At 35.0% G+C, this 20,436-nt stretch carries 18 protein-coding genes; 3 read left to right on the top strand and 15 right to left on the bottom strand.

Annotated elements, in window-relative coordinates:
* Nucleotides 1–239: 239 nt before the first annotated feature.
* Together I5776_RS09805 and I5776_RS09800 are read right to left on the bottom strand one after the other, a co-directional pair.
* Nucleotides 240–764 (bottom strand): serine hydrolase domain-containing protein, encoded by a 525-nt coding sequence (locus I5776_RS09805; protein ID WP_202780425.1) that lies wholly within the window; start codon nt 762–764, stop codon nt 240–242.
* 179 nt (nt 765–943) lie between these two features.
* Nucleotides 944–2,590, bottom strand: a complete 1,647-nt coding sequence (locus I5776_RS09800) for an AMP-binding protein (RefSeq protein ID WP_202780424.1) — start codon at nt 2,588–2,590, stop codon at nt 944–946.
* Nucleotides 2,591–2,825: 235 nt separating this feature from the next.
* Between I5776_RS09800 and sda the strand changes: the two genes are divergently transcribed.
* Nucleotides 2,826–2,954, top strand: coding sequence for a sporulation histidine kinase inhibitor Sda (sda, locus tag I5776_RS09795; RefSeq protein ID WP_202780423.1), 129 nt, complete (start codon nt 2,826–2,828; stop codon nt 2,952–2,954).
* 140 nt (nt 2,955–3,094) lie between these two features.
* On the opposite strand, the gene odhB is transcribed toward sda, so the two are convergent.
* Nucleotides 3,095–4,333 (bottom strand): 2-oxoglutarate dehydrogenase complex dihydrolipoyllysine-residue succinyltransferase, encoded by a 1,239-nt coding sequence (odhB, locus tag I5776_RS09790; RefSeq protein WP_202780422.1) that lies wholly within the window; start codon nt 4,331–4,333, stop codon nt 3,095–3,097.
* A 42-nt stretch (nt 4,334–4,375) separates the two neighbouring features.
* Complete coding sequence (sucA, locus tag I5776_RS09785) at nt 4,376–7,207, bottom strand: 2-oxoglutarate dehydrogenase E1 component (RefSeq protein WP_202780421.1); 2,832 nt, start codon at nt 7,205–7,207, stop codon at nt 4,376–4,378.
* Nucleotides 7,208–7,696: 489 nt separating this feature from the next.
* Between sucA and I5776_RS09780 the strand changes: the two genes are divergently transcribed.
* A complete protein-coding gene (locus tag I5776_RS09780) occupies nt 7,697–8,182 on the top strand; it encodes an Hsp20/alpha crystallin family protein (protein ID WP_246483967.1) in 486 nt (161 codons plus the stop codon).
* A 23-nt stretch (nt 8,183–8,205) separates the two neighbouring features.
* Here the strand turns inward: I5776_RS09780 and I5776_RS09775 are convergent, their stop codons facing one another.
* The 9 genes from I5776_RS09775 to I5776_RS09740 all read right to left on the bottom strand — a co-directional run bounded on the left by I5776_RS09775 (nt 8,206) and on the right by I5776_RS09740 (nt 17,328).
* Nucleotides 8,206–9,624 carry a HAMP domain-containing histidine kinase gene (locus tag I5776_RS09775; protein WP_202780419.1) on the bottom strand — a complete coding sequence of 473 codons (1,419 nt, stop codon included), beginning with the start codon at nt 9,622–9,624 and terminating at the stop codon, nt 8,206–8,208.
* Entirely contained in the window at nt 9,621–10,301 is a 681-nt protein-coding gene (locus I5776_RS09770; RefSeq protein WP_202780418.1) for a response regulator transcription factor, read from the bottom strand. Before I5776_RS09770 ends, I5776_RS09775 begins: the two co-directional genes overlap by 4 nt.
* Nucleotides 10,302–10,345: 44 nt before the next feature.
* The gene (locus tag I5776_RS21590) at nt 10,346–10,474 is read right to left on the bottom strand and encodes a hypothetical protein (protein ID WP_281397315.1); all 129 of its coding nucleotides are present in this window, start codon (nt 10,472–10,474) and stop codon (nt 10,346–10,348) included.
* A 328-nt stretch (nt 10,475–10,802) separates the two neighbouring features.
* Complete coding sequence (locus tag I5776_RS09765; RefSeq protein WP_202780417.1) at nt 10,803–11,696, bottom strand: ABC transporter permease; 894 nt, start codon at nt 11,694–11,696, stop codon at nt 10,803–10,805.
* 14 nt (nt 11,697–11,710) lie between these two features.
* A complete protein-coding gene (locus tag I5776_RS09760) occupies nt 11,711–12,712 on the bottom strand; it encodes an ABC transporter permease (protein WP_202780416.1) in 1,002 nt (333 codons plus the stop codon).
* A 74-nt stretch (nt 12,713–12,786) separates the two neighbouring features.
* The gene (locus tag I5776_RS09755) at nt 12,787–14,394 is read right to left on the bottom strand and encodes an ABC transporter substrate-binding protein (RefSeq protein ID WP_202780415.1); all 1,608 of its coding nucleotides are present in this window, start codon (nt 14,392–14,394) and stop codon (nt 12,787–12,789) included.
* Between the two features lie 48 nt (nt 14,395–14,442).
* Complete coding sequence (locus I5776_RS09750) at nt 14,443–15,411, bottom strand: ABC transporter ATP-binding protein (RefSeq protein WP_202780414.1); 969 nt, start codon at nt 15,409–15,411, stop codon at nt 14,443–14,445.
* Nucleotides 15,404–16,399: an ABC transporter ATP-binding protein gene (locus I5776_RS09745; RefSeq protein ID WP_202780755.1), complete on the bottom strand. Its 996-nt coding sequence runs from the start codon at nt 16,397–16,399 to the stop codon at nt 15,404–15,406. Before I5776_RS09745 ends, I5776_RS09750 begins: the two co-directional genes overlap by 8 nt.
* A 287-nt stretch (nt 16,400–16,686) precedes the next feature.
* Complete coding sequence (locus tag I5776_RS09740; protein WP_202780413.1) at nt 16,687–17,328, bottom strand: MOSC domain-containing protein; 642 nt, start codon at nt 17,326–17,328, stop codon at nt 16,687–16,689.
* A gap of 86 nt (nt 17,329–17,414) precedes the next feature.
* Between I5776_RS09740 and I5776_RS09735 the strand changes: the two genes are divergently transcribed.
* Nucleotides 17,415–18,686 (top strand): MFS transporter, encoded by a 1,272-nt coding sequence (locus I5776_RS09735; protein WP_202780412.1) that lies wholly within the window; start codon nt 17,415–17,417, stop codon nt 18,684–18,686.
* Nucleotides 18,687–18,701: 15 nt separating this feature from the next.
* Here I5776_RS09735 and panF read toward each other — a convergent pair whose 3' ends face one another.
* Nucleotides 18,702–20,132 carry a sodium/pantothenate symporter gene (panF, locus tag I5776_RS09730; protein WP_202780411.1) on the bottom strand — a complete coding sequence of 477 codons (1,431 nt, stop codon included), beginning with the start codon at nt 20,130–20,132 and terminating at the stop codon, nt 18,702–18,704.
* A complete protein-coding gene (locus I5776_RS09725) occupies nt 20,129–20,395 on the bottom strand; it encodes a YhdT family protein (protein ID WP_202780410.1) in 267 nt (88 codons plus the stop codon). The genes panF and I5776_RS09725 overlap by 4 nt, the downstream gene beginning before the upstream one ends.
* Nucleotides 20,396–20,436: the final 41 nt, after the last annotated feature.

The following is a 20,436-nucleotide window of genomic DNA, read 5'->3' as shown; positions in this document are numbered from 1 at the left end:
TTATGTAACTAACTATACATGTATTTTATTTTTACGTCAACTATTTTTAGAAAAAATAATTAATTCACCTATTTTATACACTTATCTTTCAAAAAAAAAAGCGGTGGCAAACCCCCGCTGATTTTTCTATTCAGTTCATCCATCTGAAACAGAACAGATAATAAAATAATTTTTATGATACCAGAAGAGAAGAAAAACAGTTTGACTTGCTCAAATGTCTTACTCATCCAGCCAATTACCTAATAGCTCCTCGAAAATGAGTCTCCTAATGGTCGAAATAGATATTTTTCAGCAAATAAAGCGGTGGGAATTCCAGAAATTTTTTGTATTATCGCACTTAGTAAATGAGAGTCTCCTGAATTATACTGAAAGGTTGAACCTGGTTTATGTATTATTGGTTGTCCAAGTATGAATTTAACCCAATTTTTTGATCCTTCGAAATTTCCTACCTGCAACCCCGACGTCATGGTTAGCAAATGAAATATTGTAATTTCTTTCTTTTGCGGATCATTAGACTCTAATATTTCTGGAAAATAATTTTGAATAGGTTCGTGAATATTTTTTAATAACCCTTTATCTACCATAATTCCAATTAATATAGAAACAATGGTCTTAGTAATGGAATAAACCTTTGTAGGCTTTTCTAGCACCTTTTTATTCTTCACGTATTCGAAGAATCGTGTATTCCCTTTATGAATTACAAAGCCTTCTATTCTAATTCTTTTAAGCTTCTTTTCTAAATCAAAAAATGATAAATTACTCAAATGTCTTAATCCCCTTTTAAAAAACTACTAATTATTTTACTTTTATCTCTTATTTCCATCTTTATTAAGTTAAACTGCTCCTATAGTTAAAGAAAAAAATCCTGTAAAAACAGGATTTTAATCACAACTTTAAAATAAATGATCAATCTTTATTTTAAAACTATAATAAGTTTGTAAAATTACCCTAAGTCCTGATCAACAAGTTCTATAGCTTGTTTACGTAAAAGATATTTTTGAATTTTACCAGATGCAGTCATTGGATACTGATCTGTCAGTTTAACATATCGTGGAATTTTATGGTGTGATATTTTATCCTTGCAGTATTCAATAACCTCTCCATATGAAAGGCTTTCTCCTTCTTTAGGAATAATCCAGGCCATTATTTCTTCCCCGTATTTTTCATTAGGGACACCAATAACTTGGACATCTAAAATTTTGGGATGAGTGTAAAGAAATTCTTCGATTTCTCTTGGGTAAATATTTTCCCCACCCCTAATGATCATATCCTTTAATCTACCTGTAATTCTACAATAACCATTTTCATCCATAACCGCCAAATCACCAGTATGAAGCCATCCATCTTCGTCTATTGCCTCTTTCGTTGCATCAGGATTTTTATAATATCCTTTCATTACATGATAACCCCTCGTACATAATTCACCTTGTTCTCCATCATTTACTACATTATTTGTAAGTGGGTCAACAATTTTCACTTCTACATTAGGCAATGCTCTACCTACTGATTCCACTCTTAGCTCTATCGGATCATTCGTTCTAGTTTGAGTAATTACAGGTGAAGATTCAGTTTGTCCATAAGCAATCGTTATTTCGGTTGCCCCCATTTTTTCAATTACGCCTTTCATGACCTCAATTGGACAATTTGATCCTGCCATGATTCCAGTTCGCAAAGAAGATAAATCATAATTATCAAAATCTGCCAAATTCAACTCATTGATAAACATTGTGGGTACCCCATGTAATCCGGTACATTTCTCATCTTGGACAGTTTGTAAAACCTCTTTAGGATTAAATTCTTGGATCGGTACCATCGTTGCTCCCACTGATACGCAAGCCATCGTACCTAGGACACAACCGAAACAATGGAAAAATGGTACAGGAATACAAAGCCTGTCTGCTTTAGTTAGTTTCATACAGTTGGCAATATTGTATCCATTATTTACAATGTTATTGTGGCTTAACATAACACCCTTCGGAAAACCTGTAGTCCCTGAAGTGTATTGCATATTTATTACATCATTTGGGTCTAATGACTGCAAGCGCTGTTCTAATTCTTCATTAGATACCTCACGTCCAAACGATAATAACTCCTTCCAATTATATGTACCCGGATAATGATTATCACCCATCACAATAACATTTTTCAATTTTGGAAGACGTGCACTATTTAATTTTCCCGCCTCTGAATCTTTAAGTTCAGGGCATATCTCATAAATCATATCAATATACGAAGCTGTACGGTATTTTTCCATTAAAATTATTGTTTCAGAATCGGATTGACGCAATAAATATTCCAGTTCTGATGTACGATAGTTTGTATTTACTGTTACGAGTACTCCACCCATTTTTCCGGTAGCAAATTGACAGGTCAGCCACTCTGGTGTATTAGTTGCCCAAATGGCTATATGATCATTTTTATTTATCCCTAAATTCATTAACCCTTTTGCAACTAAATTACACTGATCGTCAAACTCTTTATAAGATAACCGTAAATCCCTATCAGCATATATGACTGCTTCATGGTCTGGATGCAATTCTGCCTTTTGCTTAAGTAGCTCACCAACTGTAATGTTTAATAAAGATGACATAATAAAATCCTCCTTTTCAGCATATTACGAGTAGATGTTGATACTTTAGCCAAAGAGGATAATCATGATGTTACTGGAATCTCTACTCATATAATATATGTTATCACTTTTTTCGGAATATTCAATTAAGAAAATATAATTAAATATTTTTAAAAAACACTTTTCAAGTAGTTTAAAAAGAGTTAAAATGGTTAGAAAATATAGAAAGTATTAAATTCCACTAGGAGGTTATAACATGAAAATCATGAGTAATGAAATGTTGGTAGCTGCCTATCGAGACGCTGAAAAAAAAGGTCAAGAACGTGAGTGGATAAAGGTTTTGAAAAATGAATTATTAAAGCGAGGATTAACACCTTATAAATAATAGAAAACTTGTAGAGTGCATTCAAATATTTGAATGCACTTCTTTTTTTGAAACTGGGTGGGACATGGGACCAGGTCCACTGTCCCTAAAATTCACATTAAAAAACCCTTTCCTAATGGAAAGGGTTTAACAAGAAATAATTAAACTTCTAATAATAAGTCTTCTGGATTTTCGAGTAATTTTTTAACAGTTACTAAGAATCCAACAGCTTCACTACCATCAATAACACGGTGGTCATAAGATAATGCAATATACATCATTGGACGAATTTCAACATTATCTCCTACTGCAACTGGGCGTTTTTGAATTGTGTGCATACCAAGGATACCTACTTGAGTACCATTAATAATTGGTGTTGAGAACAATGAACCAAACACACCACCATTTGTGATTGTAAATGTGCCTCCTTGCAAATCTCCAAGGGATAATTTATTGTCTCTTGCTTTTTTGGCAAATCCAGCAATATCTGCTTCGATTTCAGCGAAATTCTTGCGATCGCAATCTCGAACAACTGGTACAACAAGTCCTTCATCAGTTGAAACCGCTACACCAATGTCATAGTATTTTTTTAATACTAAATCTGTTCCAATGATTTCTGAATTTACAGCTGGATATTTCTTCAATGCAGCAACTACTGCTTTAGTAAAGAATGACATGAAACCAAGTCGAGTTCCATTATGATCTTCTTGGAATTTATCTTTTTTACGTTTACGAAGCTCCATAACTGCAGTCATATCAATTTCATTAAAAGTTGTTAACATTGCTGTATTTTGTTTAACTTCCAATAAACGTTTTGCAATTGTTTGACGGCGACGAGACATACGAACCACTTCTACTGGCTTCCCATCTTCCTGTGATACTGGTGCAGCTTGTTTAGGCGCAGCAGATTTAGCTTCAGCCTTTGGTTGATTTGAATGTGCTTCCACATCTTGTACACGTACACGACCCATAGGATCAATTGTAGAAACTGCACTTAAATCAATTCCTTTTTCACGTGCAAGCTTGCGTGCAGCAGGTGAAGCAATTGTACGTTCTTTCTTATCGGAATCTGAAACTTCAACCTTTGCACTTTCCTGTTTCGGTGCTTCAGTTTTTGCTTCTGGTGCTTTTTCTTCCTTTGCAGGAGCTGGAGCTGCCGCTTCACCAGATTCAGATACAATGGCAATAACTTGTCCAACCTGAACTGTATCTCCTTCTTCTGCTTTTAGTTCTTGGATAACTCCTGCTTCTTCAGAAATTACCTCAACATTGACCTTATCTGTTTCTAATTCAACAATATATTCGCCTTTTTCGACGCGGTCTCCTGGTTGTTTTAACCATCCTGCGATGGTTCCTTCTGTAATAGATTCAGCTAACTCTGGCACTTTTATTTCAGCCACAATGTTGTCCTCCCTTTATATGTGTTTAACTTTTCTATTTTTCTATTTTGTTAATGCTTCGTTTAAAATACGATTTTGCTCTTTCTTATGAACGATTGGATCTCCCTCAGAAGGACTTGAACGTCTTGGACGTCCAACATATTTAACATTTACCCCTTTTGGAGCAAGATCTCTTAAATATGGATCAGCAAATGTCCAACCACCCATATTTTTAGGCTCTTCTTGAACCCAAACAAGTTCTTTTAGGTTTTTGTGTTTACCAATTATTTCCTTGATTTCAGTTTCAGGGAAAGGATAGAGCTCCTCTACACGTAAAATGTGTGCCCAATCTATTTCCTCATCTTTAATGCGTTCTTCGAAATCAATGGCAATTTTACCGCTGCATAAAATAATTCTTTCCACTTTTTCTGGTTTATGATCTAATCCTTTTTGCTCAAGAACTGGCATAAATTTGCCATTAGTTAGTTCTTCTCCATCTACTGATGCCAGTGGATGACGTAGCAAGCTCTTAGGTGTCACAATTACTAGTGGGCGAATTTCATTTTTCTCCAACATTGCTGCCTGACGACGTAGAATGTGGAAGTACTGGCCTGCTGTTGAAAGATTAGCGACTGTCCAGTTATTTTCAGCAGCTAATTGTAAGAACCTTTCTAATCGTGCACTTGAATGTTCAGGTCCCTGACCTTCATATCCATGTGGTAAAAGCATTACTAGACCAGACTTTTGTCCCCATTTCGCTCTACCCGCAGTGATAAACTGGTCAAACATTACTTGTGCCATATTAGCAAAGTCACCAAATTGGGCTTCCCATAACACGAGAGTCTCCGGTGAAAATACATTATATCCGTATTCATAACCAACAACTGCTGCTTCAGTTAATGGACTGTTATAAACAACAAATGATGACTTAGCTTCTTTAATATGATGAAGAGGAATATATTCTTCCCCAGTTTTTTCATCATGTAATACTAAGTTACGTTGAGCAAATGTACCGCGCTGCGAATCTTGGCCCGTGAAACGGATTGGTGTTCCGTCCTTAAGAATGGATGCAAAGGCTAATGTTTCTGCGTGTGCCCAATCAATTTTACCTTCACCTTCAAATACATTTTCACGACGTTTTAAAATTTTTGCCAGCTTTTTAAATGCATGAAAATCTTCAGGCCAATTTAATAACTCTGAATTTAAAGCCTTAAGTTCTTCTTTTTCAACAGCCGTCGCTATTTTAGGAAATCCGTTTGCTACAAATTCCGGTGGATTCATAACAATATCTGGATCCTCTTCTTTTTTCGGAACTTTATCATACGCAGCTTTCAATTTATCTTGAACTTCTTGTTCAATTGAAGCTACTTCTTCTTTAGTAACTACACCTTCATTAACCAGTTGATCTGCATACATAGCGAGAACAGTCGGATGTTTATGAACGATATGATACATCATTGGGTTTGTAGTCATTGGTTCATCCATTTCATTGTGACCAAATCTACGATAACCGACTAAATCGATTAAGAAGTCTTTATGGAATCTTCTGCGATATTCATACGCAAATGAAGCAGCAGCAACTACAGCTTCCGGATCATCAGCATTAACATGGATAATTGGGATTTCAAACCCTTTTGCTGTATCTGACGCATATGTTGTTGAACGTGAGTCATAGCTTTCAGTAGTAAACCCGATCATATTGTTAGCGATAATATGAATTGAACCGCCAGTATTAAATCCTTTAAGTCTGCTCATATTTAACGTTTCAGGTACAATTCCTTGTCCAGGAAATGCTGCATCACCATGTACTAATATTGCATAAGAATTATCATGATCCTGTTTAGGATATCCTGAAGTATCTCGTTGTTCCTGAGCTGCTCTCGTATATCCTTCTACAATTGGGCTAGCTACTTCTAAGTGACTTGGATTATTTGCTAGAACAATACGTGTGCTTGCTGTGCTTTCAGCCTTAACACGGCGATCAGCTCCAAGGTGGTATTTTACATCTCCTGTCCAACCATAAGTAATTCCAATAGAACCCTCGGATGGGATTAAATCTTTATTAGGTGCATGCTGGAATTCTGCAAAAATAAGTTCATATGGTTTTTCAAGAATATGCGCTAAAACATTTAAGCGTCCTCTATGCGCCATTCCTATATTTACAGTTCTCGCTCCTGTCTGAACAGAAGAACTAATAATTTGATCCATCATTGGGACTAATGTATCTAATCCTTCAATTGAGAAACGCTTTTGCCCAACAAATGTGCGATGAAGGAATTTCTCAAATCCTTCTACTTCAGATAATCTTTTTAAGATATTGATTTTTTGGTCTTTCGAAAGGTTTAAAAGTATTTTGCCAGATTCAACTGTACGTTGTAACCAATTTTTTTCCTCTAAATCATGGACTTGATAAAATTCAAAAGCCATTTTATTTGTATAAACCGTTTTCAAATGATTTATAGCATCTAAACCATTCTTCACACTAGAAGGTGCATCCGGACAAATAAACGATGCAGGAATATTGATTAGATCTTCCTCAGTTAAATCGAACTCTGATAATTCAATTCTACGTGTATCCTTATTACGATCGTTTAACGGATTAATGTCTGCTGCTAAATGTCCATAGGTACGAATATTGTCAGCTAATTTTACAGCAGCAACCATTTTACTAAATACTGTAGGGTTAGTTGGCAATTGGAACGATATATCAGCCTGCCCATGTGTTGATAAGCCTTCTTCAGAAATAGCAGGTGCTCCCCACTCTTCAAAAAGTGCTCTCATTTCCGGATCTACACTTTCCGGATCGTTTACGTATTTTTCGTAAACTTCCATAACATAACCAAGGTTTGGGCCTGAGAAACTTTCCCAAAATCCTTTTGATGCTTGTTGTTTCATTTCGAAAAACCTCCAGCAATTAAGCCTAATAATTTTTATTAAGATAAGAAAACGTGTATGTAATAAAAAATTCAATAAGCCAAAACGCTTACAGACACAATTCTATCACTGTAAAGTAATAATATAAAGAATAAAAATCAATTTTTTTAAAATTAAAATGAGTACTAATTCATTCTTAAAAAACACAATTTTAAAGAATAATATTCTGTTTAAAACAAAACGGTGTGTATTTACAAACAAAGAAAATTCTAATAATTACTATTGACTGTTCTTCCCTTATATAAATGTCCAATTTCATCTACCATAATACTACGATTTATAAATTATTCAACCGTTTATTGTTATTATTCGCTTAATGTTTCTAAACAATATTTATTCTGTAATAACATCGCCACAACGATTGAATACATTATTATATAACCTGAAAGTTCGGGAGGTTACAATCTTATGTTTCCTTGGAATATGTTTCCTTTTAATAAAAATAACATAATGAAACAAATAAATCCTCAAGATATAGAAAAGCAAGTCCAAAATATGTTATCCCAATTTATGCCAGGAAAATGGGAAGGCATGTTTAATCACGAAGATATGCTAAAACGTGCAACATCAATGTTTCAACAAAATACTGATCAAAATACAACTAATTCGGAAACAAATACAGCAACACAAGACCAGCAACCACAATCAACTCCAACAGAATTTGACGTAAGTGTTTTCGAAACTTTTGATGACATTTATGTGCGTACACCCATTAAAGACGAAGAGTGGTTAAAACGTGTAAAAATTTATCACACATCAAACCAAGTGATTATTGAAAATATACCCGAAGTTGGCCAAAGACATGTCATTACATTACCTTCTTTAATAAAGAAAAAAGGAACAGTCGCCCAATATAAAGATGAAATGTTAGAAATAAAAATGACAAAAAATGCGGATATGCAATTTACCGAGGTAGATGTAGCGGAAAAGTTGTAAAAAAAGAAAACCGATGAAAAGGATCATCGGTTTTCGATTAATGGCAGTGTAAATGTTATACTCGTGCCTTTCCCAAGCGTACTAGATGCGTAAATTTCTCCTGTATAACCTTCCACTAATTGTTTAGCAATCGATAATCCTAATCCATTACCACCTCTTGCTCGACTCCTTGCTTTATCGACACGATAGAATCGGTGAAAGATTTTTGATAAATCTTCATCTGGTATACCAACGCCATAATCTCTAACTGTAACTTTCACCATACTATTTTCTTCTTCAAGACAAATATCGATTTTGTGAATTTGATCAGAATATTTAACAGCATTATCTAAAATGATAATTAATATTTGCTCTAAATGATTTTCACTAATTTGCACTATAGGGTTATCTTGGTTATCACTATCCACTTTTAATTCAAAGGTAAAATCCTCATGAATCAATTCAAAGTTTTTGATTACTTGTGATATTGTTTTTAATAATAAAGCACTACTGTCAGTACCTTTTGATTCAATTTGTTCGGCTCTCGATAATTCTAAAAGCTCTTGAACTAATTTTTTCATTCGATCCAGTTCCTGAATGGATGCCTGTAATGACTCATCTAAAATAATGGGGTCGTTTTTTCCCCATCGATTCAATAACTTTAAATGACCTTCCATAATTTGGACAGGGGTTCGTAATTCATGGGAAGCATCCTCAACAAATCGTTTTTGTTGATTAAATGAATGCTCAATTTGATCCATCATATCATTAAAAATATTTGTTAATTCCCCCATTTCATCTTTGGAATTACTTGGTTCCATTCGTTCGTGGAAACCTTTTTTGCGAATTTTTTTCATCGTGTTAGACAACTTTTGTAATGGCATTAAAAAGCTTTTTGCCATTAAAAAACCGAATAATCCACTAAGTATGAAAGCAAATCCGCCGAATATTGACATGATAAAAAACAAACTTCCCATCATTTGATGGTATCTTGTTAATGGCTGAATAATTTCTATATAGCCAGTAAACCCATTTATATGAAAGGGAGCACGACCTAAATAAATTTTTTTATTATCAGTTTCTAATAAAGTAACTGTTTTTTGATGAACAGGTTGAAAAGGAATATAATATTTTGGAGTATCCGTATCAGCATTGTAGACTCTATATTCATCCCCATTCGGATATAATATCCTAATAATCTGATTCTTTTCATAAATTTGGTTTTGCAATTCTTTATTTTCCGCAAGGTTATCATCTAGTGAACCAGCCTGCTTCACAAAAATGGTGATTTCATTTAGCGCTTGTAAAATATTGTTTTTCTCTTCATATAACATCCATTTATTAATGACATGGTATTGACTAAAACTAAAAAGAAAGAAGGTAAAGAAAATAGCCGCACTTGTTCCAACCGACCATTTCACCTTTAAGGATGATGTATGATACCAATTGCGAAGAAACTTCATTCACGCATCACATACCCTGTTCCGCGAACAGTTTGAATATAACTATCCTCACCATGATTATCAATTTTATTTCTTAAATATCGAATATACACATCGACTACGTTCGTCTCTACTTCCGTTTCATAGCCCCAAACTTTATTTAATAAAACTTCACGAGTCATCACAATATTTTTATTTTCCAATAAGGTCAATAACAAATCGTATTCTCGTTTCGTCACATCAATTATTTTATCTCCCTTTTTTACAATTCTGCTTTCCTTCTCTACAAAAAGATCACGAAAAGTATACGATGTAAGTTGTGACTTTGGTTCTTGTATATCTATTCTTCTAAAAATTGAGCGAAGCCTTGCTAAAAGTTCCTCAATGGCAAACGGCTTTACAATATAGTCGTCTGCACCATGATCTAAACCGGATACTCGATCCATCACACTATCCCTAGCGGTAATCATAATAACTGGGGTATCTTTTTCTTGTCGCAATCTACGGCAAACTTCTAATCCATTTAAACTAGGCAACATCAAATCAAGCAAAATTACATCCCATTCCTCTTGAAGGGACAGCTGAAGGCCTTCACGCCCATCATATGAAACACTTACTTCGTATCCTTCATATTTAAGTTCAAGTTCAATAAATCGTGCTAAATTTTTTTCATCTTCTATAATTAATATACGTTTCACATTCACACCTGCTTCAAAATTCATCGTTCATTTTATTTATGTTCTTATTTTAACCTAGATTTAGATAAAATTAAATCAAGTGCTGCATGAACAATTTCAATTGATTGGAAGGCAAACAGAGTTATGGCTGTCATACTAAAGAATACAATCGGAATAAATCGAACCCACATCATGAATATGCGCCTCCTTTATTATTACTATAATCCTACCAACAATAAATGAAAATTCGATTAAAATTATATAAATCTCTGATAAAAAAATAACCGGCACAAGGGCCGGGTTTAAAGAAAGAACTTTATAATGAGTAAATTAATAAGAATTCCGCAATAGTTAAATATAATGGGTAACAACTATTCGGCTTATCCTTATAAGACTTAGCTAATATTATCTTATGAATCCTAAAGATACATGAAAGAAACATTAAAAATTCATGAGAAAAACTTTTGATAATAGTTTTGATACATAATAAGAAAAACAGCAGGGGATTTTTTCCTGCTGTTTTTAATTTTTCATCCGTGGATCTAGTGCATCCCGTAGGCCATCACCCATAAGGTTAAATCCAAGTACAGTTAACATGATGGCAATTCCCGGAAAAAATACTGTCCATGGTGCTTGTATGATAAAATCTTTAGAATCCGCAAGCATTTTTCCCCATTCAGGTGTTGGCGGTTGTGCACCTAAACCTAAGAAACCTAATGCAGCTGCTTCGATAATTGCCGTTGCAATCGCTAAAGATCCCTGTACAATAATTGGTGCCATGCTATTAGGAAATATATGATGAAATAAAATACGAGCGTCTCCCATTCCAATAGCTTTCGCTGCTGTAATGTATTCTTCTTCCTTTACAGACAGCACTCTTGAACGTACTAAACGCCCAAAAGTCGGTACATTAATAATAGCGATTGCGATTAGTGCATTTTGTAATGATGGTCCTAGCATAGCAACAACAGCAATAGCAAGTAAAATACTTGGAAACGCTAATAAAATATCGAAGATTCGGGATATAACACCGTCAATCCATCGACCATAATAACCTGCAACAATCCCTAAAGTTGTTCCCACGATGGCTGATCCAATTACTGAGAAGAATCCGACAGTTAATGAGATACGAGCCCCAAAGATTACTCTGCTTAGAATATCTCGGCCGAAGTCATCTGTTCCAAACCAATGCTTACTTGAGGGTGGAAGATGCTTGTCCCCTAGTCGCTGATCATTAAATCCATAAGGCGCTAAAAAGTTAGCGAACAATGCAATAAGAATAAAAAAGATAACTAAACCCAAGCCTAGTAAAGCTACTTTATTTTTCTTGAAATTTCTCCAGCCTTCTTTCCACGGAGATATCAATGGCTCTTCGACCACTGTTGTCTGCTTTACATTTGTTGAAAGTTCTGGCATTGATGTCCCCCCTATCAATACTTGATACGTGGATCAATTGCTGCATATAATAAGTCCACGATTAAGTTTATTAGTACAAACACTAGTGCAAGTATCAAAATACCTGATTGAATGACAGGGTAATCACGAAACTCAATTGCTTCATAAATATAGGTCCCCATTCCAGGCCAACCAAAAATCGTTTCAGTTAATATTGCTCCACCTAATAAAAGACCTGTTTGCAAACCGATAATTGTTAATACTGGAATAAACGCATTTTTTAATGAGTGCTTGTAAACAACCCAAAACATTTTCATCCCTTTAGCACGTGCTGTTCGAATATAATCCGAGCGCATAACCTCAAGCATGCTCGATCTAGTTATACGAGCAATAATCGCCATTGGAATCGTTGCCAAAGCTAGACTTGGAAGGATTAAATGCTTAATAACTTCAATAAATTGATCAAATCTTCCTTGTAATAATGTATCCAACATATATAAGTGGGTAATTGCTTCGACAGGATTACGTATATCATCCCGTCCGGTTGTCGGCAATAAATCCAGCTTAATGGAAAATACATATTGCTCCATTAATCCAAGCCAAAAGATTGGAATCGATACCCCAATTAACGCAATTAACATAACGATATAATCAAACCAAGAATTTTGAAACCATGCGGAAATAATTCCTGCATTTACACCGATGATGATTGCTATTATCATCGCAACGACAGCTAACTCGACAGTAGCACCAAAATATGGCCAAATTTCATGACTTATTGGTGATTGCGTTTTTAAAGAGGTCCCTAAATTACCGGTTAACAAATCCTTAATATAATCAAAAAATTGTACAAAGAGAGGTTTATCGAGCCCTAATTGTTTCGTTAAATCGGCAACAGCTTCTTTTGTTGCCAGCTGTCCTAAAATCGTTCTAGCCGGGTCTCCAGGTATGGCGTGAATTAATGAAAAAACAATGATTACCATTCCAAGTAGAACTGGTATAAGTAGTAATAAACGGCGTATTGTATAGGCAACCATTACCACCTTCACCCCTTTTAATAAGTTATGTAACTTTTTTGAATTAAAAAGGGGAGTAAACACTCCCCCGATAATTATTTTACAGAAGTATCAGCAAAGCTTTGAGAACCTGTAGGATGTGGGAAAAACCCATCAATCGTACTCTTACCAGCTAACTGTGGTACTGAGTGAGCAAGTGGAACCCAAGGTGCATCATTATGGATGATTTCTTGTGCTTTTTTATAGTAATCATTTCTTTTCGCTTCATCTGTTTCTGTTTGAGCTTTAATTAAAAGATCGTGAACTTCGTCGTTAGAATACTGGGAGTTGTTATTAGATCCAATTGCATCTTTATCAAGTAATGCATACAAGAAGTTATCTGCATCACCATTGTCACCAGTCCAACCAACGATATACATCGGTGCTTCACCTTTAGCTAATTTTTCTAAATATGTTCCCCATTCCATCGTAACGATTTTTGTTTTTACACCGATTTTTGCAAAATCCGCTTGGATGGCTTCTGCTACTTTTTGTCCATTAGGCATATAAGGACGAACAACAGGCATTGTCCAGAAATCTACACTAAATCCATCTTTATAGCCTGCTTCCTCCAATAACTTTTTCGCTTTATCAAGGTCATAATCATAATCAACAATATCGTCGTTATAGCCACTTACAGAAGGCGGCATTGGATTTTTAGCTGGTTCAGCCGTTCCTTCATAGAAGTTTTTAATTAGTGCTTCTTTGTTTACTGCATGACTTAATGCTTGACGGACTTTAACATTATCAAATGGTTTTTTCGTAACGTTAAATCCAAGATATCCTAGATTCATAGATGGTCTTTCAAAAATCTGTAGATTTTTATCCGATTTTACTTTTTCGATATCACTTGGATTTAACCCATCAATTAAATCGACATCGCCTTTAATTAACGCGTTTAAACGTGCAGAGTTATCTTTTATTACTTTCAAAATAACTGTATCAAGCTTTGGTAATCCTTTTTTCCAGTAATTTTCGTTTTTAACAACAGTAATTGTATCGTTTCTTTTCCATTCTTTGAATTTAAACGGACCAGTACCTACTGGGTTTTCGATATATTTATCACCATATTTCTCAATTGCTGTAGGACTTGAAATACCAAATGGTGTCATCGCTAAGTTTTTCAAAAATGGAGCTTGTGGTCTGAATAAAGTGAATTCAACAGTTTTTGGATCGACTGCTTTTACTTCTTTAATAACAGCTGCTTTTTCACCTTTATACCCGCCGAATTGTGATTGGTAATATGGGAATTTTTCAACGTTACCGTTTGCCCATCGATCAAAGTTTTTTACTACAGCTTCTGCATTAAAATCAGTTCCATCGTGGAATTTCACACCTTCTTGTAACTCGAATGTGTATGTTAAACCATCTTCAGATACTTTCCAAGATTTTGCTAAGCCTGGTTCAATTTCTGTTGTTTCTTTTTTATAGCTTACTAGAGTATCAAATATTTGTTCTGCAACAATTAATGATTCCCCATCAGTTACTGCAGCAGGATCCAGCTTAACCGCATCTCCACCACGTGCATACACTAATACACCACCTGATTTTTCCTTGCCGTCATCTTTTCCTTTTTCACCATTTGATTTTGATGATGAACATCCCATCAAGGCAAGTGAAAGTACCAGGACAAAAATGACTAATCCTGTCAGCTTTTTCTTCATCTTCTTCCCCCCAATTTTTAATAGCTATCTAAAAATTTATATGCAAAATCATCCATGTAGATGACATGCTGCAAAGTGACCTGGATTTACTTCTTTAAATATTGGCCTTTCAACAGAGCACTTATCCATAGCAAGTGGACATCTCGTATGGAAAGAACACCCTTTTGGTGGATTTGCGGGACTTGGAACATCGCCCTGTAGAACAATTCTTTCCTTTTTATAATCCACATCGGCAATAGGGACTGCTGAAAGCAAAGCTTGTGTGTATGGATGTTTAGGATTTTGGTATAATTCTTCGCTTTCGGCTAGCTCTACAAGCCTACCAAGATACATAACCCCAACTCGATCACTAATATGCCTTACCACCCCTAAATCATGGGCAATAAATAAATAAGTTAGTTCATACTTCTTCTGAAGATCTTTAAGCAAGTTAAGAACCTGAGCTTGAATGGATACATCCAATGCTGATACTGGTTCATCTGCAATGATTAGTTTAGGGTTAAGACTCAATGCCCTGGCAATTCCAATCCTCTGACGTTGACCACCACTAAATTGATGGGGATAACGATTGGCATGATAACTATTTAAGCCAACAATTTCCAACAACTCACGAACCTTTTTTCTTCGTGCAGCTTTATCTTTTATCCCATGTACGATTAGCGGTTCTTCTAAAATACGTTCAATTGAATGTCTTGGGTTTAAAGAGGCGTATGGATCCTGAAAAATCATTTGCATTTGACCACGAATCTTTCTTAGCTCATGTTTAGAAAGATTCGTAATATCGTTGCCTTCAAAAATAATTTTCCCTTCACTTGGTTCAAGTAATCTTAATAGCATTCTGCCAGTTGTCGACTTCCCACAGCCACTTTCACCAACAAGTCCCAATGTTTCTCCCTTTTGTATCACAAAAGAAATATCATCAACAGCTTTTACCTCTCCAACCTTTTTACCGAATACGCCGCCTCGAATAGGGAAGTTCTTTTTTAATTTTTCGATTTTTAAAAGTGGTTCATTCATTTACGACGCCATCCTTCCCTTCCTCATATAACCAACACCTTACTTTCTGTCCATTTTCAAGTACTTTTAAATGCGGTGTTTCATCATAGCAACGTGAGTGAGCGTGCGGACAGCGTGGGGCAAAATGGCAACCAACATCAATTGAACCGGGCTTAGGTACATTTCCTGGGATCGAGTACAATTGTTCCTTTTTTACTCTCATATCGGGTACGGATTGTATTAATCCAACCGTATACGGATGCTTCGGATCCTTAAAAATCGTACGAACATCTGCTTCTTCAACAATTTTCCCGCTATACATAACGATAATCCGTTGGCACATTTCTGCAACTACCCCTAAATCATGAGTAATCATGATAATGGCTGTATTCGTTTCTTTATTCAATTTTTTCATCAAATCTAATATTTGAGCTTGAATCGTTACATCTAACGCTGTTGTTGGTTCGTCTGCAATTAAAAGCATCGGTTCACATGCCAGTGCCATCGCAATCATTACACGCTGCCTCATCCCACCGGATAGCTGATGAGGGTATTCTTTTATAAGTTGCTCAGCCCTTGGAAGACCAACCTTTTTAAGCATTTGTACAGCATGCTCTTTTGCCTTTTTCTTTGGCCATTTCCAATGAATCTGTACGGCTTCTATCAATTGTTCACCGATTGTAAATACAGGATTTAAGCTAGTCATTGGCTCCTGGAAAATCATTGCAATATCATTTCCGCGTATACTTCTCATTCTCTTTTCTGAAGCCTTAGCAATATTTTCCTTATTAAAAAGGATTTCACCTTCAACTTTTCCATTACCCGTTGGGATTAATCCCATAATTGACAATGAAGTTACACTTTTCCCGCATCCTGACTCCCCTACTATTCCTAAAATTTCCTGTGATTGTACTTGGAAATCAATATCGTTTACAACAGGGATTATTCCATCATCTGTAGAAAAAGTGGTGCGTAAAGCCTTTACTTCTAGGACTGGATTTTCCACTATTTCGCTCCTTTCCACCAATTGGTTTTCATCGTTGTATAAAGATAGCTTAAATTTCAGAAAATCTTTTAAATAAGCTAGTCCTATTTAAATATTGTAAATATAATATCATTTTTAAATATTCTACCTTCTTTTAATATATTTGAAAATAGTTTTTATAAAATATTTTCAGAAAGTTTTGTGTAAATAAAAAAGGGATGCATAAAACATCCTTTTTTTAACATATTAATTATATCTTTTTTTTACATTGAACGATCAAATAATATTTTTTAGATATAATGATTACTCATTTATTGCTGGGTGTTTTTCTTTAACTTTTTAATAAATTTATTTTTCATATCAGACGCCAGCTCATTTACTTCAATAATCTGTTGAATTGAATCAGTGTCATTAGAATGGAAATATGTATACATCGTATGAAACACATTTATCAGTAATGGATGTTTATCGATTAATACGATCTCTGAATTATCCATAATGACACCTTCATTTAAGACTCTAGCAAAGTAGCCTGTGTAACAGGTTTCAATCGTTCTCTTTAATAACGGATCAATATGATTATACTTGGAAATAGTTGAACACGGAATACGACCTTGAGTAATTTGAACAACCGCTTCGCCTATTTGGAAAATATCCCCTATGCATACATCCTTTTCTAACATACCACTGACAGTTAAATTTTCTCCGAAAGCTGGAACCATTAATGAAGTATCAAACTCCTGCTCCCATTGTTCATAATGTTCGTGCGGATAAAAACAAACAGATCGGTCTGGCCCCCCGTGAAATTGAGGATTTGCAACGTCATCCCCGACAAATTGTTCTTTCGTTAATAGGACATTTTTCACACGATGTTTTCCAATTCCAGAAATATATTCTTTATTATTGTATAAAGATGTTTTTGGTTTTCCGATATTTAAGCTAATTATTTTCATATTTCTCCCCCATGAAAAAATTTATGAAATAAAAAAATTAAATCAGTAAATAGTATGTAATAGATAACCATGAAAGGAAATTACAGATGAACAAGCTGAACAATCACGCAGCGACTTTGGGTCAAAATGAAATTCAAGATAAGCGTTGGGCAATTGTATCTATATCCTCCATTCCATTAATTATGACACTTGGCAATTCTATGTTAATCCCAGTTCTACCAATGCTTGAAAAAAAATTAGATATTTCTAAAATGCAATCTAGCTATATTATAACGGTTTATTCTATTGTCGCAATATTTTTAATCCCTATTGCTGGTTACCTTTCAGATCGTTATGGCCGCAAAATGGTGATTATTCCATCTCTCATTCTTTCGGGTATTGGAGGGATCGTTTCCGGATGGGCTGCATGGAAATTAAATGATCCGTTTATGATGATTCTCATCGGTCGTATACTACAAGGAGTTGGAGCAGCCGGTGGCGCGCCAATCGTACTTCCATTAGTAGGTGATATGTTCCGTCGCGAAAAAGATGTGAGTGCAACATTAGGTATAATCGAGACTTCCAATACTTTCGGAAAAGTTTTAAGCCCAATTCTCGGTAGTCTCCTTGCCGGTGTCTTATGGTTTTTACCTTTTTTCTCGATACCAATATTTTGTTTATTATCACTCATATCAATAGTTATTTTCGTAAAAAAGCCTAAGGAAGACAAAAAGGGCCTTGAATTTAAAGAGTTTATGCGCAATACAAGAGGTGTATTTAAAGAACACAGTCGTTGGCTTATTGCGGTTTTTGCCATTGGAGCCATTCTTATGTTTATTTTATTTGCTGTATTATTCTATCTTTCCAGTGTTCTTGAAGATCAATACAATTTTCATGGAGTCAAAAAAGGGTTTATTCTTGCTATTCCATTAGCTGCTCTTTGCCTTGCATCTTATATAGCTGGAAAAGTTATAAAAGAAAACTTGATTATAATGAAATGGATTATCTTTTCTAGCATTATTGTCACTGGAGTATCGGTTATTGCTGTCAGCTTTTCCAATCAATTTTTGTATTTATTAATTGTTTTTCTTGTTAGTGGCATTGGTATTGGAGCAAGTCTCCCATGTCTTGATGCGATTATTACTCAATCAATTGAAAAATCTATCCGTGGGACAATCACAGCAATTTATAGTTCTATGCGCTTTATTGGAGTAGCAGCAGGACCGCCTATAATGGCATACTTTATGAACCATAATTTAACATTTATGTTTGTAATATTAGCCTTTTTAAGTATAATCGCAGCTTCATTAGCATTTATTGCTGTTAAACCTAACAAAGAAAACGAAACAAAAAAAGATCCGGTGCATTCTCCGGTTTAATAAAAACAAAGCCACCTATTTGATGGCTTTGTTTTTTGTGAACAAAGATACAATTATAAAAATCAATAACGAACATAGTATCGGTATCACGACAGTATGCATTCCGAATGGATTAGGATAAAAACGGTCAAAATAAATATATAATCCCATACCAGTTATCATAGAGGCGATGGCACCATATTTATTACCGTTTTTCCAATAAAGACCCATGATGATTGGCCAAATAAATACAGCTTCTAACCCACCAAAAGAAAATAAATTCAACCATATTAGTAGATCCGGCGGATGAATCGCCAGAAAAAGGATAGCAACCCCGATAATTGAAGTCGTAAAAAAGCTTATTTGTTTTACTTTTTTTATAGTCGGCTCCTTATTGATAAAACCTATGTATAAATCCTTTACTATAGCCGATGAAACAAGAATTAAAACTGAATTCACCGTTGACATAATAGCCGCCATAGGTGCAGCAAGGACTATTCCAGCGGCCCATGCAGGTAATACTTTCATTGTCACAATTGGCATAACGGTGTCTGCATTTTCAATTCCAGGCACAATTGCTCTTGCGAGAACTCCAATTAAATGCATACCAAACATAATGATTCCAATAACAATGGTTCCTATAAGTATTGCCCGATGCATTGCCTTCGCATTTTTATAAGACATTGCTCTAACAGCAATTTGCGGTAAACCTACAACCCCTACTCCAACAAGAATCCAAAAACTAGATATGTACAGTGGTGTTAATGAACGATCTGCTCCATAAGGACTCAATAAATTGGGATTCTGTTGTTTTAAATCAGTCATAATATTTTCAATACCGCCACCTGCAATAAGTGTAGCAATCAATAATAATATTGTACCTCCGAGCATAACTATTCCTTGGATCGTGTCAGTTATTGCAACTGCCCGAAACCCTCCAATAATAACATAAATGAGTACGGAAACGGCAAAAATAAATAATGCCGTTGTATAAGAAACTCCTAAAATCGATTCCATTAATCTAGCTCCGCCAACCCATTGAGCGATCATAGAAGAGAACAAAAAGATAACGATACTAACGGCAGCAATTATTGTAACCCAATTTGATTGATATCTTGCTTTTAAAAAATCAATCAATGTAATTGCATCATATTTGCGAGAAATAATTGCAAACTTCTTACCTAAAACCATTAAAACAAAATAACCAGTTACAACTTGTGTCATCGCCAATAACACCCATGCTAATCCATAATTATATGCAGCCCCAGGACCACCGATAAAGCTGCTACCACTTCCATATGTTGCAACCATGGTCATCGCTAAAATAAAACCGCCCATTTGTCTACTACCTAAAAAATATTCTTGGATAAAAGAATCAGAACTTTTTATATATCGCGATGCTAATAAACCTACAATAAAAAATAATAGTAAAAATATTACTAGAGGAATAATTACTTGAATATTCATTGTCCACCACTTTCCTCATTTCCAAAAGGTACTTCTTTAAAAAAGAACTTAACAGCAATAAATACTAAAAACACAATAACGATAAACCCAATAATACAACTATAAAAAAACCATGCAGGTAACCCTAAAATATATGTATAATCTTCTACTTTCCCCCTTCCAAGCCCGTAAGCAAAACCAAACCACCATAGGAAATGGATGATTGCGATACCAACACCAATCCATGCCTCCTTATGAGCAATTGAAAATCTTTGATCATTCATTTTTGTCCCTCCTTTGATACCATTTAAACTTTTCCAAGTAA

The sequence above is a fragment of the Heyndrickxia vini genome, from assembly GCF_016772275.1.
GTDB classification, from domain to species: domain Bacteria; phylum Bacillota; class Bacilli; order Bacillales; family Bacillaceae_C; genus Heyndrickxia; species Heyndrickxia vini.
The sequence above is the reverse complement of the archived record's forward strand: the minus strand, read 5'-3'. Positions and strand labels throughout refer to the sequence as shown.